This is a genomic window from Streptomyces sp. CNT360 (genome assembly GCF_000424785.1).
Window position 1 is genome coordinate 403,374 of the sequence record NZ_AUKO01000002.1, and the last position, 20,225, is coordinate 423,598.

At 73.3% G+C, this 20,225-nt stretch carries 13 protein-coding genes; 6 read left to right on the forward strand and 7 right to left on the reverse strand.

The window, feature by feature from the left end; genetic code table 11:
• Positions 1 to 412: 412 nt before the first annotated feature.
• The 3 genes from H297_RS0106315 to H297_RS41240 all read left to right on the forward strand — a co-directional run bounded on the left by H297_RS0106315 (position 413) and on the right by H297_RS41240 (position 4,916).
• Positions 413 to 1,939, forward strand: a complete 1,527-nt coding sequence (locus tag H297_RS0106315) for a glycoside hydrolase family 3 N-terminal domain-containing protein (RefSeq protein ID WP_027736345.1) — start codon at positions 413 to 415, stop codon at positions 1,937 to 1,939.
• Between the two features lie 229 nt (positions 1,940 to 2,168).
• Entirely contained in the window at positions 2,169 to 2,618 is a 450-nt protein-coding gene (locus tag H297_RS34875) for a hypothetical protein (RefSeq protein WP_037793018.1), read from the forward strand.
• 282 nt (positions 2,619 to 2,900) lie between these two features.
• The gene (locus H297_RS41240) at positions 2,901 to 4,916 is read left to right on the forward strand and encodes a SpoIIE family protein phosphatase (RefSeq protein ID WP_051351589.1); all 2,016 of its coding nucleotides are present in this window, start codon (positions 2,901 to 2,903) and stop codon (positions 4,914 to 4,916) included.
• Between the two features lie 18 nt (positions 4,917 to 4,934).
• On the opposite strand, the gene H297_RS0106330 is transcribed toward H297_RS41240, so the two are convergent.
• The 3 genes from H297_RS0106330 to H297_RS0106340 form a co-directional block, all read right to left on the reverse strand.
• Positions 4,935 to 5,951 (reverse strand): PHP domain-containing protein, encoded by a 1,017-nt coding sequence (locus H297_RS0106330; RefSeq protein ID WP_027736347.1) that lies wholly within the window; start codon positions 5,949 to 5,951, stop codon positions 4,935 to 4,937.
• 272 nt (positions 5,952 to 6,223) lie between these two features.
• Positions 6,224 to 7,213, reverse strand: coding sequence for an adenosine deaminase (locus tag H297_RS0106335; RefSeq protein WP_027736348.1), 990 nt, complete (start codon positions 7,211 to 7,213; stop codon positions 6,224 to 6,226).
• A gap of 57 nt (positions 7,214 to 7,270) precedes the next feature.
• Positions 7,271 to 7,882 carry a TetR/AcrR family transcriptional regulator gene (locus H297_RS0106340; protein WP_027736349.1) on the reverse strand — a complete coding sequence of 204 codons (612 nt, stop codon included), beginning with the start codon at positions 7,880 to 7,882 and terminating at the stop codon, positions 7,271 to 7,273.
• A 331-nt stretch (positions 7,883 to 8,213) separates the two neighbouring features.
• Here H297_RS0106340 and H297_RS0106345 point away from each other — a divergent pair, with 331 nt between their 5' ends.
• Together H297_RS0106345 and H297_RS0106350 are read left to right on the forward strand one after the other, a co-directional pair.
• Positions 8,214 to 11,117 (forward strand): penicillin acylase family protein, encoded by a 2,904-nt coding sequence (locus tag H297_RS0106345; protein WP_027736350.1) that lies wholly within the window; start codon positions 8,214 to 8,216, stop codon positions 11,115 to 11,117.
• A gap of 202 nt (positions 11,118 to 11,319) precedes the next feature.
• Positions 11,320 to 12,462: a M24 family metallopeptidase gene (locus tag H297_RS0106350; protein ID WP_027736351.1), complete on the forward strand. Its 1,143-nt coding sequence runs from the start codon at positions 11,320 to 11,322 to the stop codon at positions 12,460 to 12,462.
• Positions 12,463 to 12,470: 8 nt separating this feature from the next.
• Here H297_RS0106350 and H297_RS0106355 read toward each other — a convergent pair whose 3' ends face one another.
• Positions 12,471 to 13,379 (reverse strand): LysR family transcriptional regulator, encoded by a 909-nt coding sequence (locus H297_RS0106355; protein ID WP_027736352.1) that lies wholly within the window; start codon positions 13,377 to 13,379, stop codon positions 12,471 to 12,473.
• Positions 13,380 to 13,463: 84 nt separating this feature from the next.
• On the opposite strand from H297_RS0106355, the gene H297_RS34880 reads away from it, so the two are divergent.
• Positions 13,464 to 14,453 (forward strand): EamA family transporter, encoded by a 990-nt coding sequence (locus tag H297_RS34880; RefSeq protein ID WP_486589428.1) that lies wholly within the window; start codon positions 13,464 to 13,466, stop codon positions 14,451 to 14,453.
• A 49-nt stretch (positions 14,454 to 14,502) separates the two neighbouring features.
• On the opposite strand, the gene H297_RS0106365 is transcribed toward H297_RS34880, so the two are convergent.
• From H297_RS0106365 to H297_RS0106375, 3 genes are all read right to left on the reverse strand, one after another.
• Positions 14,503 to 16,419, reverse strand: coding sequence for a DUF2264 domain-containing protein (locus tag H297_RS0106365; protein ID WP_027736353.1), 1,917 nt, complete (start codon positions 16,417 to 16,419; stop codon positions 14,503 to 14,505).
• A gap of 116 nt (positions 16,420 to 16,535) precedes the next feature.
• Positions 16,536 to 18,968, reverse strand: coding sequence for a polysaccharide lyase 8 family protein (locus H297_RS0106370; protein WP_027736354.1), 2,433 nt, complete (start codon positions 18,966 to 18,968; stop codon positions 16,536 to 16,538).
• A 111-nt stretch (positions 18,969 to 19,079) separates the two neighbouring features.
• Positions 19,080 to 20,174, reverse strand: a complete 1,095-nt coding sequence (locus H297_RS0106375) for a LacI family DNA-binding transcriptional regulator (protein ID WP_078513785.1) — start codon at positions 20,172 to 20,174, stop codon at positions 19,080 to 19,082.
• Positions 20,175 to 20,225 lie beyond the last annotated feature (51 nt).

Here is a 20,225-nt window from a genome sequence, read left to right on the forward strand (position 1 = left end):
CCGCCCCGGGTGGCTCTCACGCCTCACCAACGTTGGACTAGACCAACTGTCGCTGTCAACACCGCCCGTGCGAGGCGCTCCGAGGGACGGACACCGTGCCCGCGCCCAACCGATCCCGTATGGCGCACACTTGGGACTCTGCGCCAGTGCCCCGCCGTCCGGCACGCCGACTCCCGGCGGCCGTCGGCCGCCGTGGACGGAGCACCACGGGCCCGCCCCGTCCACAGCACCGCGGTCTCCCCCGGACCGCGAACGGAAATGTCCGCAAAGTGACGCAGCATGCTTGACAGGGGTGGTTAGCCTGGGCGGACACTCCTTGGTCTATACCAAGCATCATGGAGCCCTCGACCAGGCACCGACGGCAGCCCCAGGTGCGCCCGCCCACGCTCGCTCCCACCGAAAGGCGCGGCAGATGCCCTCCAGCACACACGACGAAGAGCTGCGACGTCTCGCGCTCTCCATCCTCCAGCCGGGGTTCGTGGGCACCACAGCACCGGACTGGGTCCTCCGTGACATCGCCGACGGGCTGGGCTCCGTCGTCCTCTTCTCCCGCAACATCGCCTCGCCCGGCCAGGTCGCCCGGCTGGTGGGGCAACTCCGGTCCGAGAACCCGGACCTGATCGTCGCGATCGACGAAGAGGCCGGAGACGTGACCCGCATCGAGTTCGCCACCGGCTCCACCCGGCCCGGCAACTTCGCCCTGGGCGCCGTGGACGACGCCGCGCTCACCGAGACGGTCGCCGCCGACCTGGGGCACGAGCTGCGTGCCACGGGCATCACCCTCGACTACGCCCCCAGCGTCGATGTCAACTCCAACCCGGACAACCCTGTCATCGGCGTCCGTTCCTTCGGGGCCGACCCGCAACTGGTCTCGCGGCACGCCGCCGCGTGGATCCGCGGGCTCCAGTCCTCCGGAGTGGCCGCCTGCGCCAAACACTTCCCCGGGCACGGGGACGTCGCCGTCGACTCCCATCACGGGCTGCCCACCTACGGCGCCGACCGCGAGCGCATCGCCGCCGAGGCCCTGCCGCCGTTCCGGGCCGCCCTCGACGCGGGCGCCCGCGCGGTCATGAGCGCCCACCTGCTGGTGCCTGCCCACGACCCCGCCGAGCCCGCCACGCTCAGCCGCGCCCTGCTCCACGACCTGCTCCGCACCGACCTCGGTTTCGAGGGCATGGTCGTCAGCGACGCCATCGAAATGGGCGCCGTCTCCGACCGGTACGGGATCGACGGCGCGGCCGTACGGGCCGTCGCCGCCGGGGTGGACGCCCTCTGCGTCGGCGGCGAGAACGCCGACGAGGGCACCGCCCGAACGATCGTCACGGCTCTCGTCGACGCGGTCGTGCAGGGGCGGCTCCCTGCGGAGCGGCTCGCCCAGGCGGCAGACCGCGTGAGGGAGTTCGCCGCCTGGTCGGCTGAGCTGCGCCGCACCTCCCCCGCCGGGCCGCTGAGCAGCGGGATCGGCGTCGAGGCCGCCCGGCGCGCCGTCCGGCTGACCGGCTCCGCACCCGACGCCCTCCCGCTCACCGCACCGCCCCACGTGGTGGAACTGGCGCCCGGCACCAACCTGGCCGTCGGCTCCCACACCCCCTGGGGCGTCGCCGCACCCCTCACCGAACGCCTCCCCGGCACCACCTCCGTCCGGCTCCAGGAACAGGACCTCGGCTCACCCGACGCCGTGCGGACCCAGGCGCTGGCACCGGCCGCGGGGCGCCCTCTGGTCGTCGTGGTGCGGGACGCCGCCCGGCACGGGTGGCTGGCGCGTACCCTCACGGGCCTGCTGGCCGAGCGTCCCGACGCGATCGTGGTGGAGATGGGCCTGCCGGACCCCTCCGCACCCGGCGCGGTCCACATCGCCACCCACGGGGCCACGGCCGCCTCGGGTATCGCCGCCGCGGAGCTGCTCACCGGCGCCCTCCATTGCCTGGCCACGACCTGAGCGCGGGTCGCACCGCGCCACCTGCGCTGTACCCCCGCGGGTAGGGGAAGAGAGCGCGCTCCCCCTACGGGGCGGCACGGAGCCGCCCCCCACAGCGGCGGTGCGACGGGTCGTCCGGGCAGACGATGCCCGGCCGGACGCGCGAGGGCGATCCTGGTGACGACGTAGACCCCGGGCCCTTCAGCAGGGGCCGGGCCGGGACAGCGCCACCGGAGAAGCGAAGGACACCATGCCCGCAACGCCCGCCGCAGAACAACACCCGGGCCCCGGCCCGGACAACCTCCGTTTCCGAAATGCGCTACGCGGCACCCTGCTGCTCATCGGCTGCTACGCGGGGCTCAGCCTCTGCACGCTCGTCGCCGTCCTGCTGCTGCGCGACGATCACGCCGTGGTGACCGATGCCGTATGGGTCCGGGTCACCGTCGTGGTCGTCACCTCGCTGCTCATGGCCTCCTTCGCGGCGCGCACGGCACGCGGACACCGCCGCTCCTACCTGCGGTTGCGGCTGGCCTCCGGCGTCATGGTGGTGGCTGTCGCGCTCGTCGTCGCCCTGCCCGGCGGCTTCCCGGCCTGGTTGAAGGTCGAACAGGGCGTGTGCGGGGTCCTGCTGCTCGGCGTCGTCCTCCTCGTCAACAGCCGACCCGTACGAGCCGCGTTCGCCCGCCCGGCCACCCGGTAACCCCTCTCGTCGCCGGGAGCCCGCTCCACGGCAGGTGCGCCGGGCGCCCGCTGCCGACGACGCCGCAGAGGATGCCTCCCCCGGCCCGGAGCCGTGGCCGAAGGTGCGGGAGGCCCGGTGGCTCCCGCCCCGCCCTCCCGCGTCACGGTGACGCTCTCACGCGGCAGAGGGTCCCTGTGATTGAGCACGGCACGGTCCGGGGAACGGTGGTGGCCACGGCGGACGGAGAGCAGGGATGGTGGCGTCACCACACAGGGGTGCCCAGGTCCGGAGGACCGGACAGTGACGGGGCCCGCACGTAAGGACGCGCTGCTGTCCGCAGCCCTGGAAAGCCTGGGTGCGGGAGTCCTGACGATGGACATGTCAGGGCGGATCACCTCGGCCAATCCCTGGGCCGAACGCCTGGTCGGATGGACCGCCGGGCAGATGGTCGGCCACGACTCCCACGACCTGCTGCACCGCCGCAGGGACGGCGGCACCATCCCGCGCGAACAGTGCGCACTGCTGGCTCCGCTTTCCGGAGCGGGACCGGCCCAGGCGGGCAGCGACGAGTACTTCCAGCGGTCCGACGGCGTCGTGGTGCCGATCATCTGGGCCACCACTCCGCTGCGGATGGACGGCCGGCAGGTCGGCATGGTGCTCCTCTTCCACGATTTCAGCCTGCACCGTCTTGCGGCCCAGCGGACTGCCGCACGGACGGCCGAGCTGGAGACGCTGACCGTCCGCCTGCGGCTGGCCGCCGAGGTGTCGGCCGTCCTGATGCGGCCCATGGACACCGTCGGCCAGATGCACCACCTGCTCCGGCTGCTCGTACCCGACGTCGGCCAGTGGGCGGCGGTCGACCTGTGCTCCGCGCAGCCGGAGGTGATGGAGCGGGTCGCCGTGCGCAGCAACCGGCACCACCGGCGGGCGGCACGGCTGGAAGGGGCGGTGTCCCTGCCCGAGGGGGCCCGCACGGTCGTGAGCCGCCTGCTCAACGGCCACCGGCCCGTCCTGCTGCGGTCCGAGGAGCTGGGGCACGGCGCCGCCCACGACGCGTTCGCCGCCACGCACAAGGTGCTCTTCGACCACCTCGGTGACGGCGCCGCACTGTTGGTGCCCATCCGCACACGGCAGCGGCCGTTCGGCCTGTTGACCCTGGCCTGCGACAGCGAGCTCTTCGCCGCGGACGAGTCCGGTCCCGAGACGGAGACCGACACCGGCCCGGAGACCGGTACCGGGGCCGGTGACGGAACCGTGATCGGGACCAGGGACATGGTCACCCTCACCGCGACCGCCTATGACACCGGCACCGAGTCCGACGCGGACGAGGGCGCGGGAACCAGCACCGAGGCCGGAGCCGGGGTCGCCTCCTGGTTCGCCGACATCGGCCGCCGCGTGGGCCTGGCTCTGGACAACGCACGGCTCCAGCACGAGCAGCGGAACGTCGCCGAGACGATGCAGCGCCAGTTGCTCGCCCCGCTCCCCCAGGTGGGCCACCTGCGCATGGCCGCGCGGTACCAGGCAGCGGAGAGTGCCATGGAGGTGGGCGGCGACTGGTACGACTCCTTCCTCCTGTCCGACGGAACCACCACGCTGATCATCGGAGACGTGGTCGGTCACGACCTGAAGGCCGCCGTGCACATGGCCGAGGTCCGCAACATGCTGCGCGCCCTGGCCTGGGACCACGAGGAGCCGCCCAGTCTCATCATGCGCCGGCTGGACGAGGCGGTGACCCACACCAGTGACGCCCCCATGGCCACACTCGTCTTCGCCCGGCTCGAGGGCTCCGAGGGAGGGCCGTGGCGGCTGCGCTGGGTCAACGCCGGGCACCCGCCCCCGCTGCTCATCACCCGGGAGGGGGACACCCGGTTCCTGGAGGACGGCCACGGCCCGCTGATCGGTGTGAGCTCCGCTCTGCATCCGGAACTCGGATGGCCGGACGCCCACACGGACCTGCCCGCGGAGAGCACGCTGCTGCTCTACACGGACGGGCTGGTGGAGAACCGGCGCCACCCCATCGACCTGGGCATGGCCAAGCTCCGGCACCACAGCTCCGTCCTCGCCCGGCGGCTGGCGCGGCACAGCGTGGACGACTTCTGCGACGCGCTGCTGGAGCGGATGTCGCCCAGCGGCGACGATGCGGCCCTGCTCGCACTCCAACTGCCCCCGCCCGGCGCGAGCGCCCCCGGCGATCCGCAGGCGGCGCCGCCCCCGCAGGAGCCGCACGCCCCGGCAGCGGACGAGCGGGCAGCGCCCGGCTCCGTGCAGGAAGGCACCCCGGTCGAGGACCCCACCGGCACGGGCCACCAGGAGTAGCGCGGTCGCGCGAGGTGGTCAGCCCGCCTCCGTCCAGCGCAGCAGGCTGTCGACCGGCAGGGTGTTGACGATCCGCTCCGCCGGTACGCCGCACTCGGCTGCCCGTACACAGCCGCCGGACTGCCAGTCGAGCTGGCCGGGCGCGTGCGCGTCGGTGTCGACGGCGAAGCACGCTCCCGCTTCGAGCGCCTGCCGCAGCAGCCGCCGGGGCGGATCGCTGCGCTCGGGGCGGCAGTTGATCTCCACGGCTGTCCCCGAGGCCGCACAGGCTGCGAAGACCTCTCCGGCGTCGAACTCCGACTCCGCACGTCGCCTGCCCGACAGCAACCGGCCCGTGCAGTGCCCGAGCACGTCCACCAGCGGATTGCGGACCGCGCGGACCATGCGCCGGGTCATCCGGCCCGCGGGCATCCGCAGGTCGGAGTGGACCGAGGCCACGACGAGGTCGAGCCGGGCGAGGAGTTCCTCGTCCTGGTCGAGGGAGCCGTCCTCCAGGATGTCGCACTCGATGCCGGACAGCAGGCGGAAGGGGGCCAGCCACTCGTTGACCTCGGCGACCACGTCCAGTTGGGCGCGCAGCCGGTCCGCGGACAGTCCGCGGGCGATCGTCAGGCGCGGGGAGTGGTCGGTGAGTACGGCCCACTCGTGTCCGAGTGCCTTCGCCGTGGCGGCCATCTCCGCGATCGGACTGCCGCCGTCCGACCAGTCCGAGTGCAGATGGCAGTCGCCCCGCAGTGCGGCACGCAACTCTGCCGCCGCCACGGGCAGCGCCGGCTCCTCCGCCGCTTCGGCCTCCAGCTCGGCCAGGTAACCCGGTACCCGGCCGGCCAGCGCCTCCCGTGCGACCTGCGCCGTCTTGGGCCCCACTCCGCGCAACGACTCCAGCGAGCCGGCCTCCGCCCGTTCCCCGACCTCTTCGGGAGGAAGGCCGGCCAGCACCCGCGCCGCCGTACGGAACGCCCGTACCCGGTACGTCGGTGCCTGGCCGCGCTCCAGGAAGAACGCGATCCGCTCCAGCGCCGCCTGCGGTTCCACCAGCGCCCCTTTCCCCGTCACGAGCTGCGCTCCAGCCTGACAGCCCGCTCCCGAGGAACGCGGAGGCCCACGCGGGCGGCCGGGGCACCAGTGAGAGGGCGTAGGCGGTTCCTGCGCCACGGGAGGGGCGGCGGTCACCCCGCAGCCGCAGTCGGAGAAGAGCCTGCGCCGTTCGGCGTCGGTCCACTCCCACCGCTGAGCCGCGAGGCTCCCCACAGTCACCTGGCCCCCCATCGCGATCGGCCAGGTTCTTTTTCGCCCCCCGGGGGGGGTCAGAAGGTGTGGGCTTCGACTTCCTTCAGGTAGGCCTGGCGTGCGGTCTCGTCCAGGAACGAGGCCCGGAAGGAGTTGCGGGCCAGTGTGCGCAGCACCTCCGGGTCGAGGCCGAGGGCGGCACGGACGGCGGAGAAGTTGTCCTCCGCGTAGCCGCCGAAGTAGGCGGGGTCGTCGGAGTTGACGGTCACGAGGAGCCCCGCTTCGAGCATGGCCGGCAGCGGATGGTCGGCCAGCCGGTCGACGACGCGGAGCCGCACGTTCGAGAGGGGGCAGACCGTCAGCGGTACCTGCTCGGCGGCCAGCCGGGCCACCAGGTCGGGGTCCTCCAGACTGCGCACCCCGTGGTCGACCCGGTCCACACCCAGCACGTCCAGGGCCTCCCACACGTTGGCAGGCGGCCCCTCCTCCCCCGCGTGGGCCACACACTTGAGGCCGGCCTCCCGCGCCAGGGCGAAGACCTCGCGGAACTTCGCGGGCGGGTTGCCGGCCTCCGCCGAGTCGAGGCCGACGGCGGCGATCCGGTCCAGGTAGGGGCGGGCGTCCTCGAAGGTCCTGACCGCGAAGTCGGCACTCTCGTCCCGCAGGAAGCACATGATCAGCCGCGTGCTGATGCCGTGCCTGACCGGCGCCGCGTCCAGCGCCCGCGTGAGCCCGCGCACGACGGTGCCCAGCGGTACTCCGCGGGCGGTGTGGGCCTGCGGGTCGAAGAAGATCTCGGCGTGCCGCACCCCCTGCTCACGGGCGCGGATGAGGTACGCGTCGGCCAGGTCGGCGAAGTCCTGCTCGGTGCGCAGCACCGCCATCAGCGCGTAGTAGAGGTCCAGGAAGGACTGGAGGTCGCGGAAGGAGTAGGCCGCCCGCAGCTCGTCCTGGGAGGCGAAGGGAAGGCTGACGCCGTTGCGCTCGGCGAGGGCGAAGGCGAGCTCGGGCTCCAGGGTGCCCTCGATGTGCAGGTGGAGTTCTGCTTTGGGAATCGGTGGTGCCATGGCGGGCCAGCCTACCGGCTCGTGCGGGGTCACCCCCGGCGACCTGCGGCGATGCCCTCACCGTGGGGCGGCCTCCCGGTGCCGCAGCAGGGTGACGAGATGGTCGGCGAGTGCGTCGAGGACGGCGGCGGCGTCCTGCCCGCGACCCAGCACCAGGTAGTTGAGCGTGAGGCCGTCGATCATCGAGGCCAGGTAGCGCACCAGGGTCCCGTCCGGTACGAGCAGCTCCAGTCCGAGGTCCCGGCACAGGTGGTCGAGCAGGGCCCGGTTGGCCGCGGCGTACTGCTCGTACTGGCGCTCGGCCAGGTATTCGAAACCGGGCTGACGCAGCGCGTACTGGGTGAGCTCGTAGGTCAGCATGTGCTCGTCGGGGTGGGCGAGCACGTGTTCCCAGTAGGTGTGCAGAGCGGCACGGACCGCGGCACGCGTATCGGCACCGGGCTGGATACGCTCCGCGACGGGGGTCACCGAGTGGGCGGTGATCGTCTCCATGACGTCCTCGATGAGCGCCTGCTTGGAGTCGAAGCAGTAGTGGAAGACGCTGAGCGAGACGCCGGCCTCGGCGCAGATGGAGCGGGTGGTCGCCTTGGCGACGCCGTCACGGGTCATCACCCGGATCGCCGCCTCGACCAGCTGTCTGCGGCGCTGCGTGGACGGCAGTCGTCCCATGGCCCCTCCCGGGTCCGTCGGCCCCGCTCCTGACACCGCGCACGGCAGGCGGTGAAGACCCGGTGAAGGTTGTACGTGAGGCCGGGGGTGGCGGTCGCCCGGCGGGACTCAACAACCGGGCAACGGGGGCGATTTGGCCCCTGAAAACCCGAATTGCACCTGCTCCGCACGGGCAGAGAACACCTTGAGGATCCGTCAGGAGCCCTTGCAGGTCAAGCGTCCAGGACGATTGACCTGGTCATGCGGCGGCTGCATTCTGTGCCGGTCACAGGACACGGGAGGCCGGTCCGCGGCGAGCCCGTCGAGCAGCGATCGCCCCAAGGAGCGTCAGATGCGAAAACGATGGACCGGCCTCGTCACGGCAGCGGCTCTGGTGGTGACCGCCGCACCCTCGCTCGCCGTGGCCGCCCCGGTCACGCACGCCGCACCGGAGCGCGCGAGAACCGGGTCCGCGGAGGCGACCGACTACTGCCAGGGGCAGTGCCACGACGTCCTGCCGCCCGGCGAGAACGGCTCGGCCACCGCGGCGCAGATCATCCTCAACAAGCTGACCGGTGCCAAGCCGAAGCACACCGACGACCAGTTGGGCAAGTACGCCGACCTGGTCGACAACTACACCGGGCTGACCAACGGCAAGCTCTCCACCTTCTTCAACGACTCCTCCTTCGGCGTCCCCGACGACCAGGTCGAGAGCACCAAGAGGCCCGGCGGTCGCACAGACGTCACCATCACCCGCGACAGGACCGGGATTCCGCACATCAAGGGAACGACGCGGGACGGCACCGAGTACGGGGCCGGGTACGCGGCGGGCCAGGACCGGCTGTGGATGATGGACGTCTTCCGGCACATCGGCCGCGGCCGGCTGACCTCCTTCGCGGGCGGCGCCGAGGGCAACCGGCAGTTGGAGCAGCAGTTCTACCTGGGCGGCGCCTACAAGGAGAGCGAGCTCAGCGACCAGGTGGAGCGGGTGCGGGATTCGGGCCCGCGCGGCAAACAGGCCTACGAGGACGTCACGGCCTACCTGAAGGGGCTCAACCGGTACATCGACGACGCGAAGAAGGGGCTGTACTTCCCCGGCGAGTACGACCTGACCGGCAACGCCGACATCCTCACCGGTGAGGGCATCGAGCCGTTCGAGCCGACCGACCTGGTGGCCATCGGCACCGTCATCAGCGCGCTGTTCGGCGCCGGCGGCGGGGACCAGGTGGCCGCCGCGCTGGTCAAGCAGGCCGCCCAGCACAAGTACGGCAAGGAGAAGGGCGAGCAGGTCTACCAGGCCTTCCGGATGCAGAACGATCCGGAGGCCGACCTCACCCTCCACGACGGCCAGCGGTTCGACTACGCGGCCAGCCCGCGGCAGCCGCGCGGGGTGGCCATGCCGGACGCGGGCTCGGTGAGCAAGCAGCAGGTCGTGTACGACCCGACCGGTTCGGCCGGTCAGGCGGCGGACGGGAAGACGGCGAAGCGGTCCCCGGGCAAGAGGGCCGAAGGCGGCACGGCGGCCGGGGCCGCGCAGGACCGCGCGGCCACCGCGAAGACCAACCTGCGGCACAAGCCGAAGCTGGCCGAGGCGAAGGGCGCGATGTCGGACGGCGTCCTGCCCAAGGACCTGTTCGCCCGCAAGCACGGCATGTCCAACGCGCTGGTGGTCTCCGGCAAGCACACCGACACCGGCAACCCCGTGGCCGTCTTCGGCCCGCAGACCGGCTACTTCGCACCGCAGCTGCTCATGCTCCAGGAGATCCAGGGCCCCGGCCTCAGCGCCCGCGGCGCCGCCTTCGCCGGGCTCAACCTCTACGTCCAGCTGGGCCGCGGCCAGGACTACGCCTGGAGCGCCACCTCGGCGAACCAGAACATGACCGACACCTACGCCGTGGACCTGTGCAACACCGACGGCAGTCCGGCGACGAAGAACTCCACCGCGTACATGTTCCACGGGAAGTGCACGCCGATGGAGAAGCTGGTCCGTGAGAACGCCTGGAGCCCGACCATCGCGGACGGCACCCCGGCCGGCTCGTACAAGCTGGTCGCGCACCGGACCAAGTACGGGGTGGTCCGCTACCGGGCCACCGTGGACGGCAGACCCGTCGCCTACACGACGCTGCGCTCCACCTACCAGCACGAGGTGGACACGCTGATCGGCTTCCAGATGTTCAACGACCCGGACGTGGTGACCGGGCCCGAGAGCTTCCAGAAGGCGGCCTCCCACATCGGCTACACCTTCAACTGGTTCTACGCCGACGCGCACCACACGGCCTACTACAACTCCGGGCTCAACCCGACGCGCCGTCCCGACGTGGATCCCAACCTGCCGATCAGGGCGAGTGAGAAGACGGAGTGGCAGGGCTGGGACCCGCTGACCAACACCGTCCCCAACACCTCCTTCGACGCGCATCCCCACGACATCGACCAGGACTACTACGAGTCCTGGAACAACAAGATCGCCAAGGGCTACACCGTGGCGTCCTTCGGCGACGGGCCGGTCTACCGCAGCAACCTGCTCGACAGCCGCATCAAGTCCCTGATCAGCGGCGGGAAGAAGGTCTCCCGCGCCTCCCTGACCCGCGCCATGGAGGACGCCGCCGTCACCGACCTGCGGGGCGAGTCCGTCCTGCCGCTGCTGCTGAAGGTCATCGACAGCGAGAAGGTCACCGACCCCGAGCAGAAGGAGGTGGTCGAGGGCCTGCGCAACTGGCTGGACGACGGTGCCGAGCGCAAGGAGACCGGCGCCGGCAGCAGGACCTACGCCCACGCCGACGCGATCCGCGTCCTGGACGCCTGGTGGCCGCTGCTGGTCAAGGCCGAGTTCCGCCCCAACCTGGGCGGTGACCTGTACGACGCCCTCACCGGCGCACTCCAGGTCGACGAGACACCGTCCACCCCCGGCGACGGGGTGGCGCACAAGGGGTCCGCCTTCCAGCAGGGCTGGTGGTCGTACGTCCACAAGGACCTGCGCAAGGTTCTCGGCGAGAAGGTGCCGGGTGCCGCACCGCAGGCGTTCTGCGGCGCCGGCGACCTCGCGCAGTGCCGCCAGACCCTGCTGAGCACCCTGGAGAAGGCCGCGCAGACCCCGGCGGAGACGACGTACCCGGGCGACGACGTGTGCAAGGCGGGCGACCAGTGGTGCGCCGACTCCATCCAGCAGCGGCCGCTCGGCGGTGTCACCGACGACCTCACCAACTGGCAGAACCGGCCCACCTTCCAGCAGGTGGTGCAGTTCCCCGCTCACCGGTGAGCACCCGCTCCCGCCCCCGCGGATGAGCCGAACGAAGGGGGTACCGGCCCGGCCGGTACCCCCTTCGCCGTACCCGCTGCGCCCCGCGGCCGAATCGGATGGTCGCGGGGGCCCGCCCGGCAGTAGGTTGCCACCGACACGCGGCGTCGGCGACGCCGCCCCTCGCCGCCCCCGGCGGCCCGCACGCACCCACGGAGACCCGATGGATGACCGGAACGACACCGCAGCAGCCTCGGGCCACGACCTGTATCCGGCCGGCCGCCTCGGTGACGCCGCCGCGGCCGCGGCCCGCGCGGGGCTGGACGCGCTGCTCATCTCCCCCGGCGCGGACCTGCGGTATCTGACCGGCTACGACGCCCTGCAACTGGAGCGGCTGACCTGTCTGGTCGTCCCCGCCGACGGCCGGCCCTTCCTGCTCGTACCCGCCCTGGAGGAGCCTGCGGCGCAGGCCTCGCCCGCCGGCTCCCTCGGCGTGGAGTTCCTCCCCTGGCAGGAGACCGAGGACCCCTACGCCGCGATCGCCGCCCGCCTGCCGTCGTCCCCCACCCGCGTCGGGGTCGACAACCACATGTGGGCCGAGAAGACCCTCGCCTTCCAGGCCGCTCTGCCGCAGGCCCGGCAGGAGCTGGCCGGAACCGTGCTGAGCGAGCTGCGGGTCCGCAAGACCCCCGCGGAGGTCGCCGCCCTGCGCCGCGCCGGGGCCGCCATCGACCGCGTCCACGCCCGGATGGGCGCATGGCTGCGGGCGGGCCGCACCGAGCGCGAGGTCGGGCGGGACATCGCGGCGGCGCTCACCGAGGAGGGGCATGCCCGCGTCGACTTCGTGATCGTCGGCTCCGGGCCGCACAGCGCCAGCCCGCACCACGAGCTGTCCGACCGGGAGATCAGGCCCGGCGACCCGGTGGTGGTCGACATCGGGGGCACCACGCCGGAGGGGTACTGCTCCGACTCGACGCGGACGTACGTCGTGGGCGAACCGTCCGCGGAGTTCCGACGGCTTTACGACGTCCTGCTGCGGGCCCAGCGCGCCCAGACCGAGGCCGTACGCCCCGGCCTCACCTCCGAGGAGCTGGACGCCGTCGGCCGCGAGCTGATCGCCGAGGCCGGATTCGGTGACCACTTCATCCACCGCACCGGCCACGGCATCGGCCTGGAGACCCACGAGGAGCCCTACATCGTCGCCGGGAACCGGCTGCCGCTGGCTCCGGGGATGGCCTTCTCCGTCGAGCCGGGGATCTACCTGGCGGGCCGGTACGGCGCGCGTATCGAGGACATCGTGGTCTGCACCGAGGACGGCGGGGAGCGCCTCAACACCACCGGCCGGGAACTGGTCGTACTCCCCTGACCCACCGCTCACCGCGGCGCGGCGCTCCGCCGGGCGAGCAGGTCGGTCAGCAGCGCGAGCGGGGGCCAGTTCAGGCGCCCCGGGCGGGTGACCGCGTACGCCCGCAGGACCACGTCGGGCTCCGCGAGCGGAAGCAGGCCCACGCCGGGCAGGGTGGGGGAACCGGCCGGCAGGAGTCCGATCCCCAGGCCCGCCAGGATCATGTCCTGCACCAGTTGGAGGCTGTCGGCACGGTGGGTGATCCGGGGCATGAAGCCGGCCATGGAGGCGAGGGTACGCACGACCGTCTCGTCCGAGGGGTCGCGCGAGTTGACGATCCAGTCGCTGTCCCGGAAGCGGGCGAAGACGTCCACCGCTGTGCCGTGCTCCCCTGCGCCACTCCGCGCGGTCTCGGCCGGGACGCCCAGCCCCCAAGGGGCGGTCCACAGCGGGGTGGCGCGCAGCGCGGGGTCCCGGCCGGCGGGGGCGAGACCGAAGTCGTAGGTCAGCGCGAGGTCCGCGCCGTCCGCGCGCAGCAGGTCGAGGGCCTCGGCGGGCTCGTGTTCCCGGACGAGCACGTGCAGCCTCGGGTGGTCGGCGGCCAGCTCGGCGACCAGCGGCAGCAGGTGGACCCGTAGGGCGGTGGCGAACCCGGCGACCCGTACCGTGCCGCTGGGCTCCGCGCCCGGCGCCAGGTCCCGGCAAGCGGCCTCGACGCCGGCCAGGATTCCCGCCGCGTGTTCGGCCAGGCGGCGGCCCGCGGGCGTCAGGCGGACGCGCCGCCCGTGCGGCTCGGTCAGGGCGGTGCCCATCTCGCGGGCCAGGACGGCGATCTGCTGGGAGACCGCCGACGTACTGGCACCCGCCTCCTCGGCGACCGCGCGCATCGAGCCGAGCCGGGCCAGGTCCACCAGCAGTTGCAGTCGCCTCGTCTCCACCAGGGCATTGTCCAGGTTTCCTGGACGGTACGTCCAGCAATGACACGTGGACGCGAACGATGGCGGGGCCTTCTACTGGAGCCCATGAGCGCGCACGACCTCTCCCCCGGCCCCCGGGCGGGCGCCCTGATGGGCGTCGCCTCGATGTGCATGGTCCAGCTCGGCTCCGCCCTGACGGTGCCGCTGTTCGACCGGCTCGGTGCCGCGGGGGCGGGCGGACTGCGGCTGGCGTGGGCCGGCGTGCTGCTGCTGGTGCTCGTGCGGCCCCGGCGTCGCGACTTCACCGGCCGGGACCTGGGGGCCTGCGCCGTGCTGGGTGCCGCGACCGCCGGGATGATGCTCTTCTTCATGCTCGCCATCGACCACCTGCCCCTGGGCACGGCCAGCGCCCTGGAGTTCCTCGGCCCGCTCGGCGTCTCGCTGCTGGGCCCCGGTGGCGGGCGCAAGCGGTGGACCGTGGCCGCCGCGGCGGGCGTCGCCCTGCTGACCGAGCCCTGGCACGGCGGTGTCGACGCCGCCGGTCTCTGCTACGCGCTGGCCGCCGCCGCCTGCTGGGCCACCTACATCCTGTTCACCCAGCGCGTCGGCGACCGCGTCACCGGGCTGAGCGGGCTCGCGGTCTCCATGCCGGTCGCCGGAGTGACCGGGCTGCTGGTGTCGGCCCCCTCGCTGACGGACCGCCTCACCTGGCAGCCCGTGCTGGTCATGCTGGCGCTGGCCGTGCTCAGCCCCGTGCTGCCCTTCGCCCTGGAGTTCCTCGCCCTGCGCCGGCTGACCGCCTCCGCCTTCGGCACCCTGATGAGCCTGGAGCCGGCCTTCGCCCTGCTGATCGGCCTGCTGGTGCTGGGCCAGGTACCCGGCCCCGGGCCCGCCGCCGGTGTCGCCCTGGTGGTGACCGCCGGCGTCGGCGCGACCCGCAGTGGCGCCCGCCCGGCACCGGCGCCTCCGGTCGCACCGCCGTCTCCGGGCATCCCACCGTCCGACGGTCCTTCGCCCGGGGTGCCCCGGCGCGGCGCACCGGCCCAGGACGGCACGCCGGACGCCGACCCGGCCCCCGCCTCCCACGCACCGTGACTCCCACGCACCGTGAGAGGCGGAGCACCGTCCGGTGTCCTGCCCCGCCTCAGGGTGCGGAGGGTGGCGACGGGCGCAGCACGGTGCCGTCCGCGAACCGGACCACCAGCTCACCGTCGTCGACGTGTGCGCTGACCGTCTCCCGCAGCGCGGCGGGGTCGACGGCGTCTCGGGTGAGGACGATCAGGCAGACGTGCAGGGTGGTGCCACCGGGGTGCCGGGCCAGCGTCAGGGTCGGTGTCGCCGAGTGCGGGCCGAAGGCGTTGGCGTGGCTCTGGCGGGAGACGGCGGTAGCGGCCTCGTCCCAGTTGTGCAGCGCGATCACGGCGCTGGTCAGCCCGTCAGCGGTACGCGCCAGGGCCCAGCCCGGCCCCGTCCGGATGACGGGCTGCCGCCGGTGGGCGACCGCGTAGCCGCTCTCGCGCACCGGCACGCCGCGGGGCGCCTGCACGCGGTGCGCCCGGATCTCCCAGGGGCCGTGCGGCACGGAGGCTGTCGCGATCCGGAAGCGCTGCCGATGGCCGGGGAGCTCGGCCTCGTACCAGGAGGACGCCTGCTCCTCGTCGCAGCGCACCGGGTGGATGCGGCCGCGCCGGGAGGGGGTGCCGTCCGGGGCGAGGAGCGCGAGGTGGTTGTCGACGGTCCGCTGCCGGGCGTGCGCGGCGGCCTCGGGTGCGGTGGCCGTCGTGTACGCGAACGCCGAGTAGTGCGGGTCGTCGTCACCGCTGCCGGAGGAGTCCGGCTGGTGGTCGCTGCCGTGGTTGAGGAGCCGGACGACACCGTCGTGCCGGGTGCTGTGCAGCAGCCACCCGGGGGCCGGGAGGGCCACTTGCCGGTCGGCCTCCTCGACGGGCAGCGGGGACTCGGTCCGGGTCCAGACGGGGTGGTCGGCGGGCAGCAGCAGGCCGAGGAACCCCTTGGCCGCCCAGTACGGTGAGGCCGGCCCGGAGTAGGGCTGGGTGGTCGGCAGGAACGTGCCGTACCAGCCGAGGGGCAGCAGGCCCTGCTCGTCGGGCACGCCGCGCTCGACGAAGTGCCGCAGCGTTCCCGAGCAGACCCGGCGGGTGAGACCCGGCTCCAGGGGGGTGCAGTCCGCCAGGGCCCCCATCCACAGCGGTGCCAGGACGGCGAAGCGGTAGGTGAGGGACCGCCCCTGGTGGACGGGTGCGCCGTCGCTGCCGAAGAAGTGCGGGTAGGTCGTCAGGTAGGCGCCGAGCCGCTGCCGGTAGACCTCGCCGCGTCCGCCGTCCGCGCCCTCGGTTGCGACCGCCATCCTGGACCACAGCAGCGGGTAGAGGTGCAGGGCCCAGCCGGCGTAGTAGTCGAAGTTGCGGCCGTCGCCGTCGGTGTACCAGCCGTCGCCGAGGTACCAGTCCTCGATGCGGTCCAGGCCGTCCTCGATGTCCTGCCGGCGGTGGGGGGCGCCGACCGAGGCGAGGAACTGTTCGGCCACCACCTGGAAGAGCCGCCAGTTGTTGTCCCACGTGCGGGCGCCGACGAACCCGGAGAGCCAGTCGACGACACGCTCCTGCACGCGGATGTCCAGCTTGTCCCACAGCCAGGGGCGGGTCTCGTGCAGGGCGACCGCGACGGAGGCGGCCTCGACCATCTGCTGCGAGCAGTCGGTGAGCGCGGGCCAGCTCTCGCCGCTCGCGGGATCGGTGCCCGCGGCGAGCCCCGCGGCGTACCGCTCGGTCAGCGCCGCGTCCACCGCGCCCCGGGCACCGGCGATGCGGCACGCGGCGAGCAGGAAGGAGCGGGCGAAGCCCTCCAGCCCGTCGACGACTACACCCGACCAACTGCCCCGCCCCGGAAGCCGGTACTGGGCGAAGCCGGGCGTCGCGTACGGCACGAACGCCTCCAGCAGCCGGTCGGCGACCGCTTCCCAGTGGTCGCGGGTCCAGCCGGTGCGGGGAGAGCGGACACGGTCGGTGGCGGGAAGCGCCAGATGCGGCGGCACGGACATGGGTGGACGCTCCTGGTTCGGACGGTGACGCGCCGGGGGCGGGGTGGGACGGGGTGCGCAGAAGGAGGGAACGGGAGGGGCGGTGGAAGAGGGAAAGGGGTGGACCGGTCGCCCGGTCAGACGAGGCGGGCGTGGTGGGTACGGCCGCGGGAGCCGCCGACGGCGACGGTGAGCAGCGGGTGGCGCCCGGTCGTCACGGTCACGGTGTCGTCGTGGGAGGCCACGGACCGCACGGGGAAGGGCAGCCGGACGGTGACCCGCTTTGCGGTCCGCCCCGGGTCGGCGACCGCGACGGACGTGGTGCCGCCCGTGCGGCGGACCAGCACGGTGGCGGGACCGTCGCTGGTGAGGCCCGCGACGCTGCCGGCCCGCCAGAAGTGCGCTGCCGTCAGACCGTGCCGACGGGCCTCCACCGCCTGCACTCCTGAGGAGTTGGCGAGGACGCGCACCGGTCGGGACGCCGACCACACGGCGGTCGCCGCCGCCGAGGCTCCCGGCAGCAGCACGTAGGCGTACCGCGCGGCCTGCGGGGCGACGCCGTGGTCGAGCCGGAGGGTGAGGTAGCGGCGGGTCAGCGGCGTGGAGGTACCTCCGGTGTCGGCGCCGGTGTCGATGTCCCGCCAGGCGCCGGTACGCTCCTCGCGCAGGGCGTGCAGCGCGGAGCGGGCAGGGAACACGTAGCCGCCGACGCCCTCCAGGTGGGCCCAGCGGGCCCGGGGAAAGGTCTGCGACCAGCCCTGTCGCGAGGGGGTGCGGGCACCGTCGATGCGCAGGGCACGGGCGCCGTCGGCGTGCAGGTTGCGGTTCTCCACGACGGTCCAGGCGCTGCGGCCCTCGTCGGTACGGATGCCCGCGCCGAGGGCGACGACCACGTCGTCGAGGAAGAACCACGCCTTACGGGCCCGCAGGCCGCTGTCTGCTCCGATCAGTTCCATGGCAGCCGCGCCGTACCGGTCCTCCAGGACGGCGCCGCCCGCGACGTGGTTGGCCGGCCGGTGGAGGCCGGTGCCCTCCCCGGTGCCCGCGTCGTCGCGGTGGCGGTCCTCGCCGGTGGTGCCCGGCAGTCGGTACGGGTCGACGGTCGGCCAGAAACCGTCTCCGAACTGGCCGAGGTCGTCGGCCAGGTACAGGTACGTCATGCCGTCGCCGGTGTACCAGCCGTGCAGGTTCTCCCCGTTGCCCGCCTCGTAGGCCGCGATACGCCGGGAGGAGAGGGCCACCGCCAGCGCCCAGCGGGGCCGGCGGTGCACCACCCGGTCCATGTCGGCGAGGACGAGATGCGGGGCCGGCCGGTCGGCGGGAGGTGTCCGGTGCTCGTTCAACAGGCGCTTGGCGCGGGCCGCTTGGGCGACGTCCGCCGCGGCGTAGTAGGGGTGGGTGCGGTTCCGCTCGATCCAGCCCCGCACCAGGGAGCACCATTGCGTGGTGCGGGCGGAGGGTGCGCTCTCGGCGAGCAGCAGGACGGCGGATATCAGGGCAGCGCCGGCGACGTGGTCGGGTTCCCGCTGCCGGGAGACGGCGCGTCCGCGTACGGCGTCCGCCATCACCCCGTCGAAGACCAGCGGTGCGAAGGTCCGCTCCACCGCTGCGTACACCACCTCGATCCGCGGATCGGTGACCGCCCAGGGCGAGTCCGCCAGCAGCGCGACCGCCCGCGCCACCCCGTCGAGCAGGACGGTGCCGTACGAGCCGGTGTAGGCCACCGCCTCGTGCTGGACGAAGGAGCCGTCCTCGTAGAAGCCGTCGCCCGAGGTGACGTACTGGAAGAGGCTGTCGCGCCCGTCGCCCCGGGTGTCGGACAGTCCGTCACGGGCAGCGGCGAGCTTGGCCTCGTCCCTGCCGAGCATCCCGCGCAGCGCCACGATCACGCACTTGTCGGCACGGTTGGCGCCCGTCTCGGCGAGCGAGGGGAGGTTGGTGCGGCGGTCGGGGCCGGGGCAGAAGCGGTCGACGGCGGCCAGGTAGCGGTCCATGTCGTCGGCGGGAAGAGTGGCACGCAGCAGTACGCACGTGTCGAGCAGCGCGCGGGGCGCCCCGATCTCCCAGAACCACCAGTTCCCCTTCTCCTGCGCCCGGTCGTGGTAGGCCTCCGCGTGCAGAAAGCGCAGTGCCTCGATCAGCGCGTCGTGCACCTGCGTCGAGCCCGAGAAGCGGCTGTCCGGGGTGGCCCAGGCGGTGGCGAGGGTCCGCAGGCGGGTGTAGCTCTGGCCGAAGTTGCCGGGCTCGGCGACCGGGGACAGATCGCTCCACAGCGCGGTCCGGGTGGCGGAGTTCTCCAGACGCTGCCACAGGTCGTCCGCTTCGGTGTCGAGCCGTCGGCGGGCGGCGGCGATGTCACGGTCGGCCGGGTCGGCGTCACCCCCCGTCTGGAGCCGGGCGGCACGGTCGAGCAGGGTCCCGTACACGTCACCCGTCCCGGCACGGGCACCGGACGTGGGGCGCGGCGCGGCGTGGGCGGGTGCTGTTCCGGCGACCGCCGGGAGCAGCGCGGCGGCGGGTGCGGCCGCCAGCAGGGTGCGCCGGGCCGGACGGTGCTGCGGCGTGTCCATGACCGTTCCTCTCCGCTGTGTGTCGGGGCGGTGGCCCCGTGGCCGGGTGGTCCGGCAGCCCGGTGGACGAGTGGTGCGGACCGCCGGTGACGTGGCCGTCGGGTGTGCGGGTCACCGGGGTGGCAGGCGGCGCACGGAGTCGCGCACCACGATGTGCGTACCGAGGCGCACGGGGCCCGTCGTCGGCTCGCGCCAGGCGTCCTCCTCCTCGTCCCCCAGGGCAACTCGCACGGCCTGCCGCCCCAGTTCCTCCAGGGGTACGTGCACGGTGGTCAGCCGGGGGCGCATCTCCTGGGCCACCGGCACGTCGTCGTACCCCACCAGGGAGACGTCCTGCGGCACCCGGACCCCCGCCTCCTCCAGGGCCTGGGCCGCCCCTGCCGCGACGATGTCGTTCGCCGCGAAGACGGCGGTGAACTCCGTGCCCGCGTGCAGGATCTCGGCCATCCGCCGGGCACCGAAGCACCGGCTGAAGGCCCCGGGTGCTTCGAGCGCCGGGTCCGGTGCGACCCCGCGCAGCTCCAGTGCGCGGCGATGTCCCGCGAGCCGGTCGCGGGTGGTGGACAGTCCTGGCGGGCCGCCCAGATAGAGGATGCGCCGGTGCCCCTGGGTGAGCAGGTGGTCGGTGAGGGCGAAGGCACCGCCCTCGTTGTCGTACTCGACCGACACCGTGGGGGCGCCCTCCTCCAGCGGCGGCCGGCCGCAGAGCACCAGTTTGGCGCCGTCCGCATCCAGTTCGCGGGCCCGGCGGGCGAGTTCCGCCGTGTAGGCGCGGTCGGCGACGCTGCCGCCGACGACGACGACCGCGTCGGCCCGGCGTTCGTGCATCAGCTCGACGAAGGCCAGCTCCCGCCGCGGATCGCCCTGGGTGCAGCACACCAGGCAGAGCCGGTCGCCGCGGGCCGCCTCGCGCTCCACGCCGCGTGCGATGTAGGCGTAGAAGGGGTCCACGACGTCGTTGACGATGATGCCGACCGTCCGGCCCGAGACCCCCGCCAGCGCGCGGGCGTGCGCGTTGACGACGTACCCCAGCTCCTGGATGGCCTTCTCGACGCGTGCGCGAGTGGCCGCTGCGACGGGGTAGTTGCGGTTCAGCACCCGGGAGACGGTCGCCGTGGAGACCCCCGCGTGCCGCGCCACATCGGTGACCGTGGAGCGGCGCTGCCCGTCTGTTTCCGTGCCGTTGTGCCGCCCCATCCGGCCCATCCCCTCCCTGACGTCCTGTGGCGCAGAGCCTATGACCCGCGGCGTGCGGAG

Excerpts from the sequence above, each read along its gene's own strand:
- H297_RS0106315 (WP_027736345.1), top strand. The coding sequence starts at position 413 with ATGCCCTCCAGCACACACGACGAAGAGCTGCGACGTCTCGCGCTCTCC.
- H297_RS34875 (WP_037793018.1), top strand. The coding sequence starts at position 2,169 with ATGCCCGCAACGCCCGCCGCAGAACAACACCCGGGCCCCGGCCCGGAC.
- H297_RS0106335 (WP_027736348.1), bottom strand. The coding sequence starts at position 7,213 with ATGGCACCACCGATTCCCAAAGCAGAACTCCACCTGCACATCGAGGGC.
- H297_RS0106340 (WP_027736349.1), bottom strand. The coding sequence starts at position 7,882 with ATGGGACGACTGCCGTCCACGCAGCGCCGCAGACAGCTGGTCGAGGCG.
- H297_RS0106345 (WP_027736350.1), top strand. The coding sequence starts at position 8,214 with ATGCGAAAACGATGGACCGGCCTCGTCACGGCAGCGGCTCTGGTGGTG.
- H297_RS0106350 (WP_027736351.1), top strand. The coding sequence starts at position 11,320 with ATGGATGACCGGAACGACACCGCAGCAGCCTCGGGCCACGACCTGTAT.
- H297_RS34880 (WP_486589428.1), top strand. The coding sequence starts at position 13,464 with ATGAGCGCGCACGACCTCTCCCCCGGCCCCCGGGCGGGCGCCCTGATG.
- H297_RS0106365 (WP_027736353.1), bottom strand. The coding sequence starts at position 16,419 with ATGTCCGTGCCGCCGCATCTGGCGCTTCCCGCCACCGACCGTGTCCGC.
- H297_RS0106370 (WP_027736354.1), bottom strand. The coding sequence starts at position 18,968 with ATGGACACGCCGCAGCACCGTCCGGCCCGGCGCACCCTGCTGGCGGCC.
- H297_RS0106375 (WP_078513785.1), bottom strand. The coding sequence starts at position 20,174 with ATGGGCCGGATGGGGCGGCACAACGGCACGGAAACAGACGGGCAGCGC.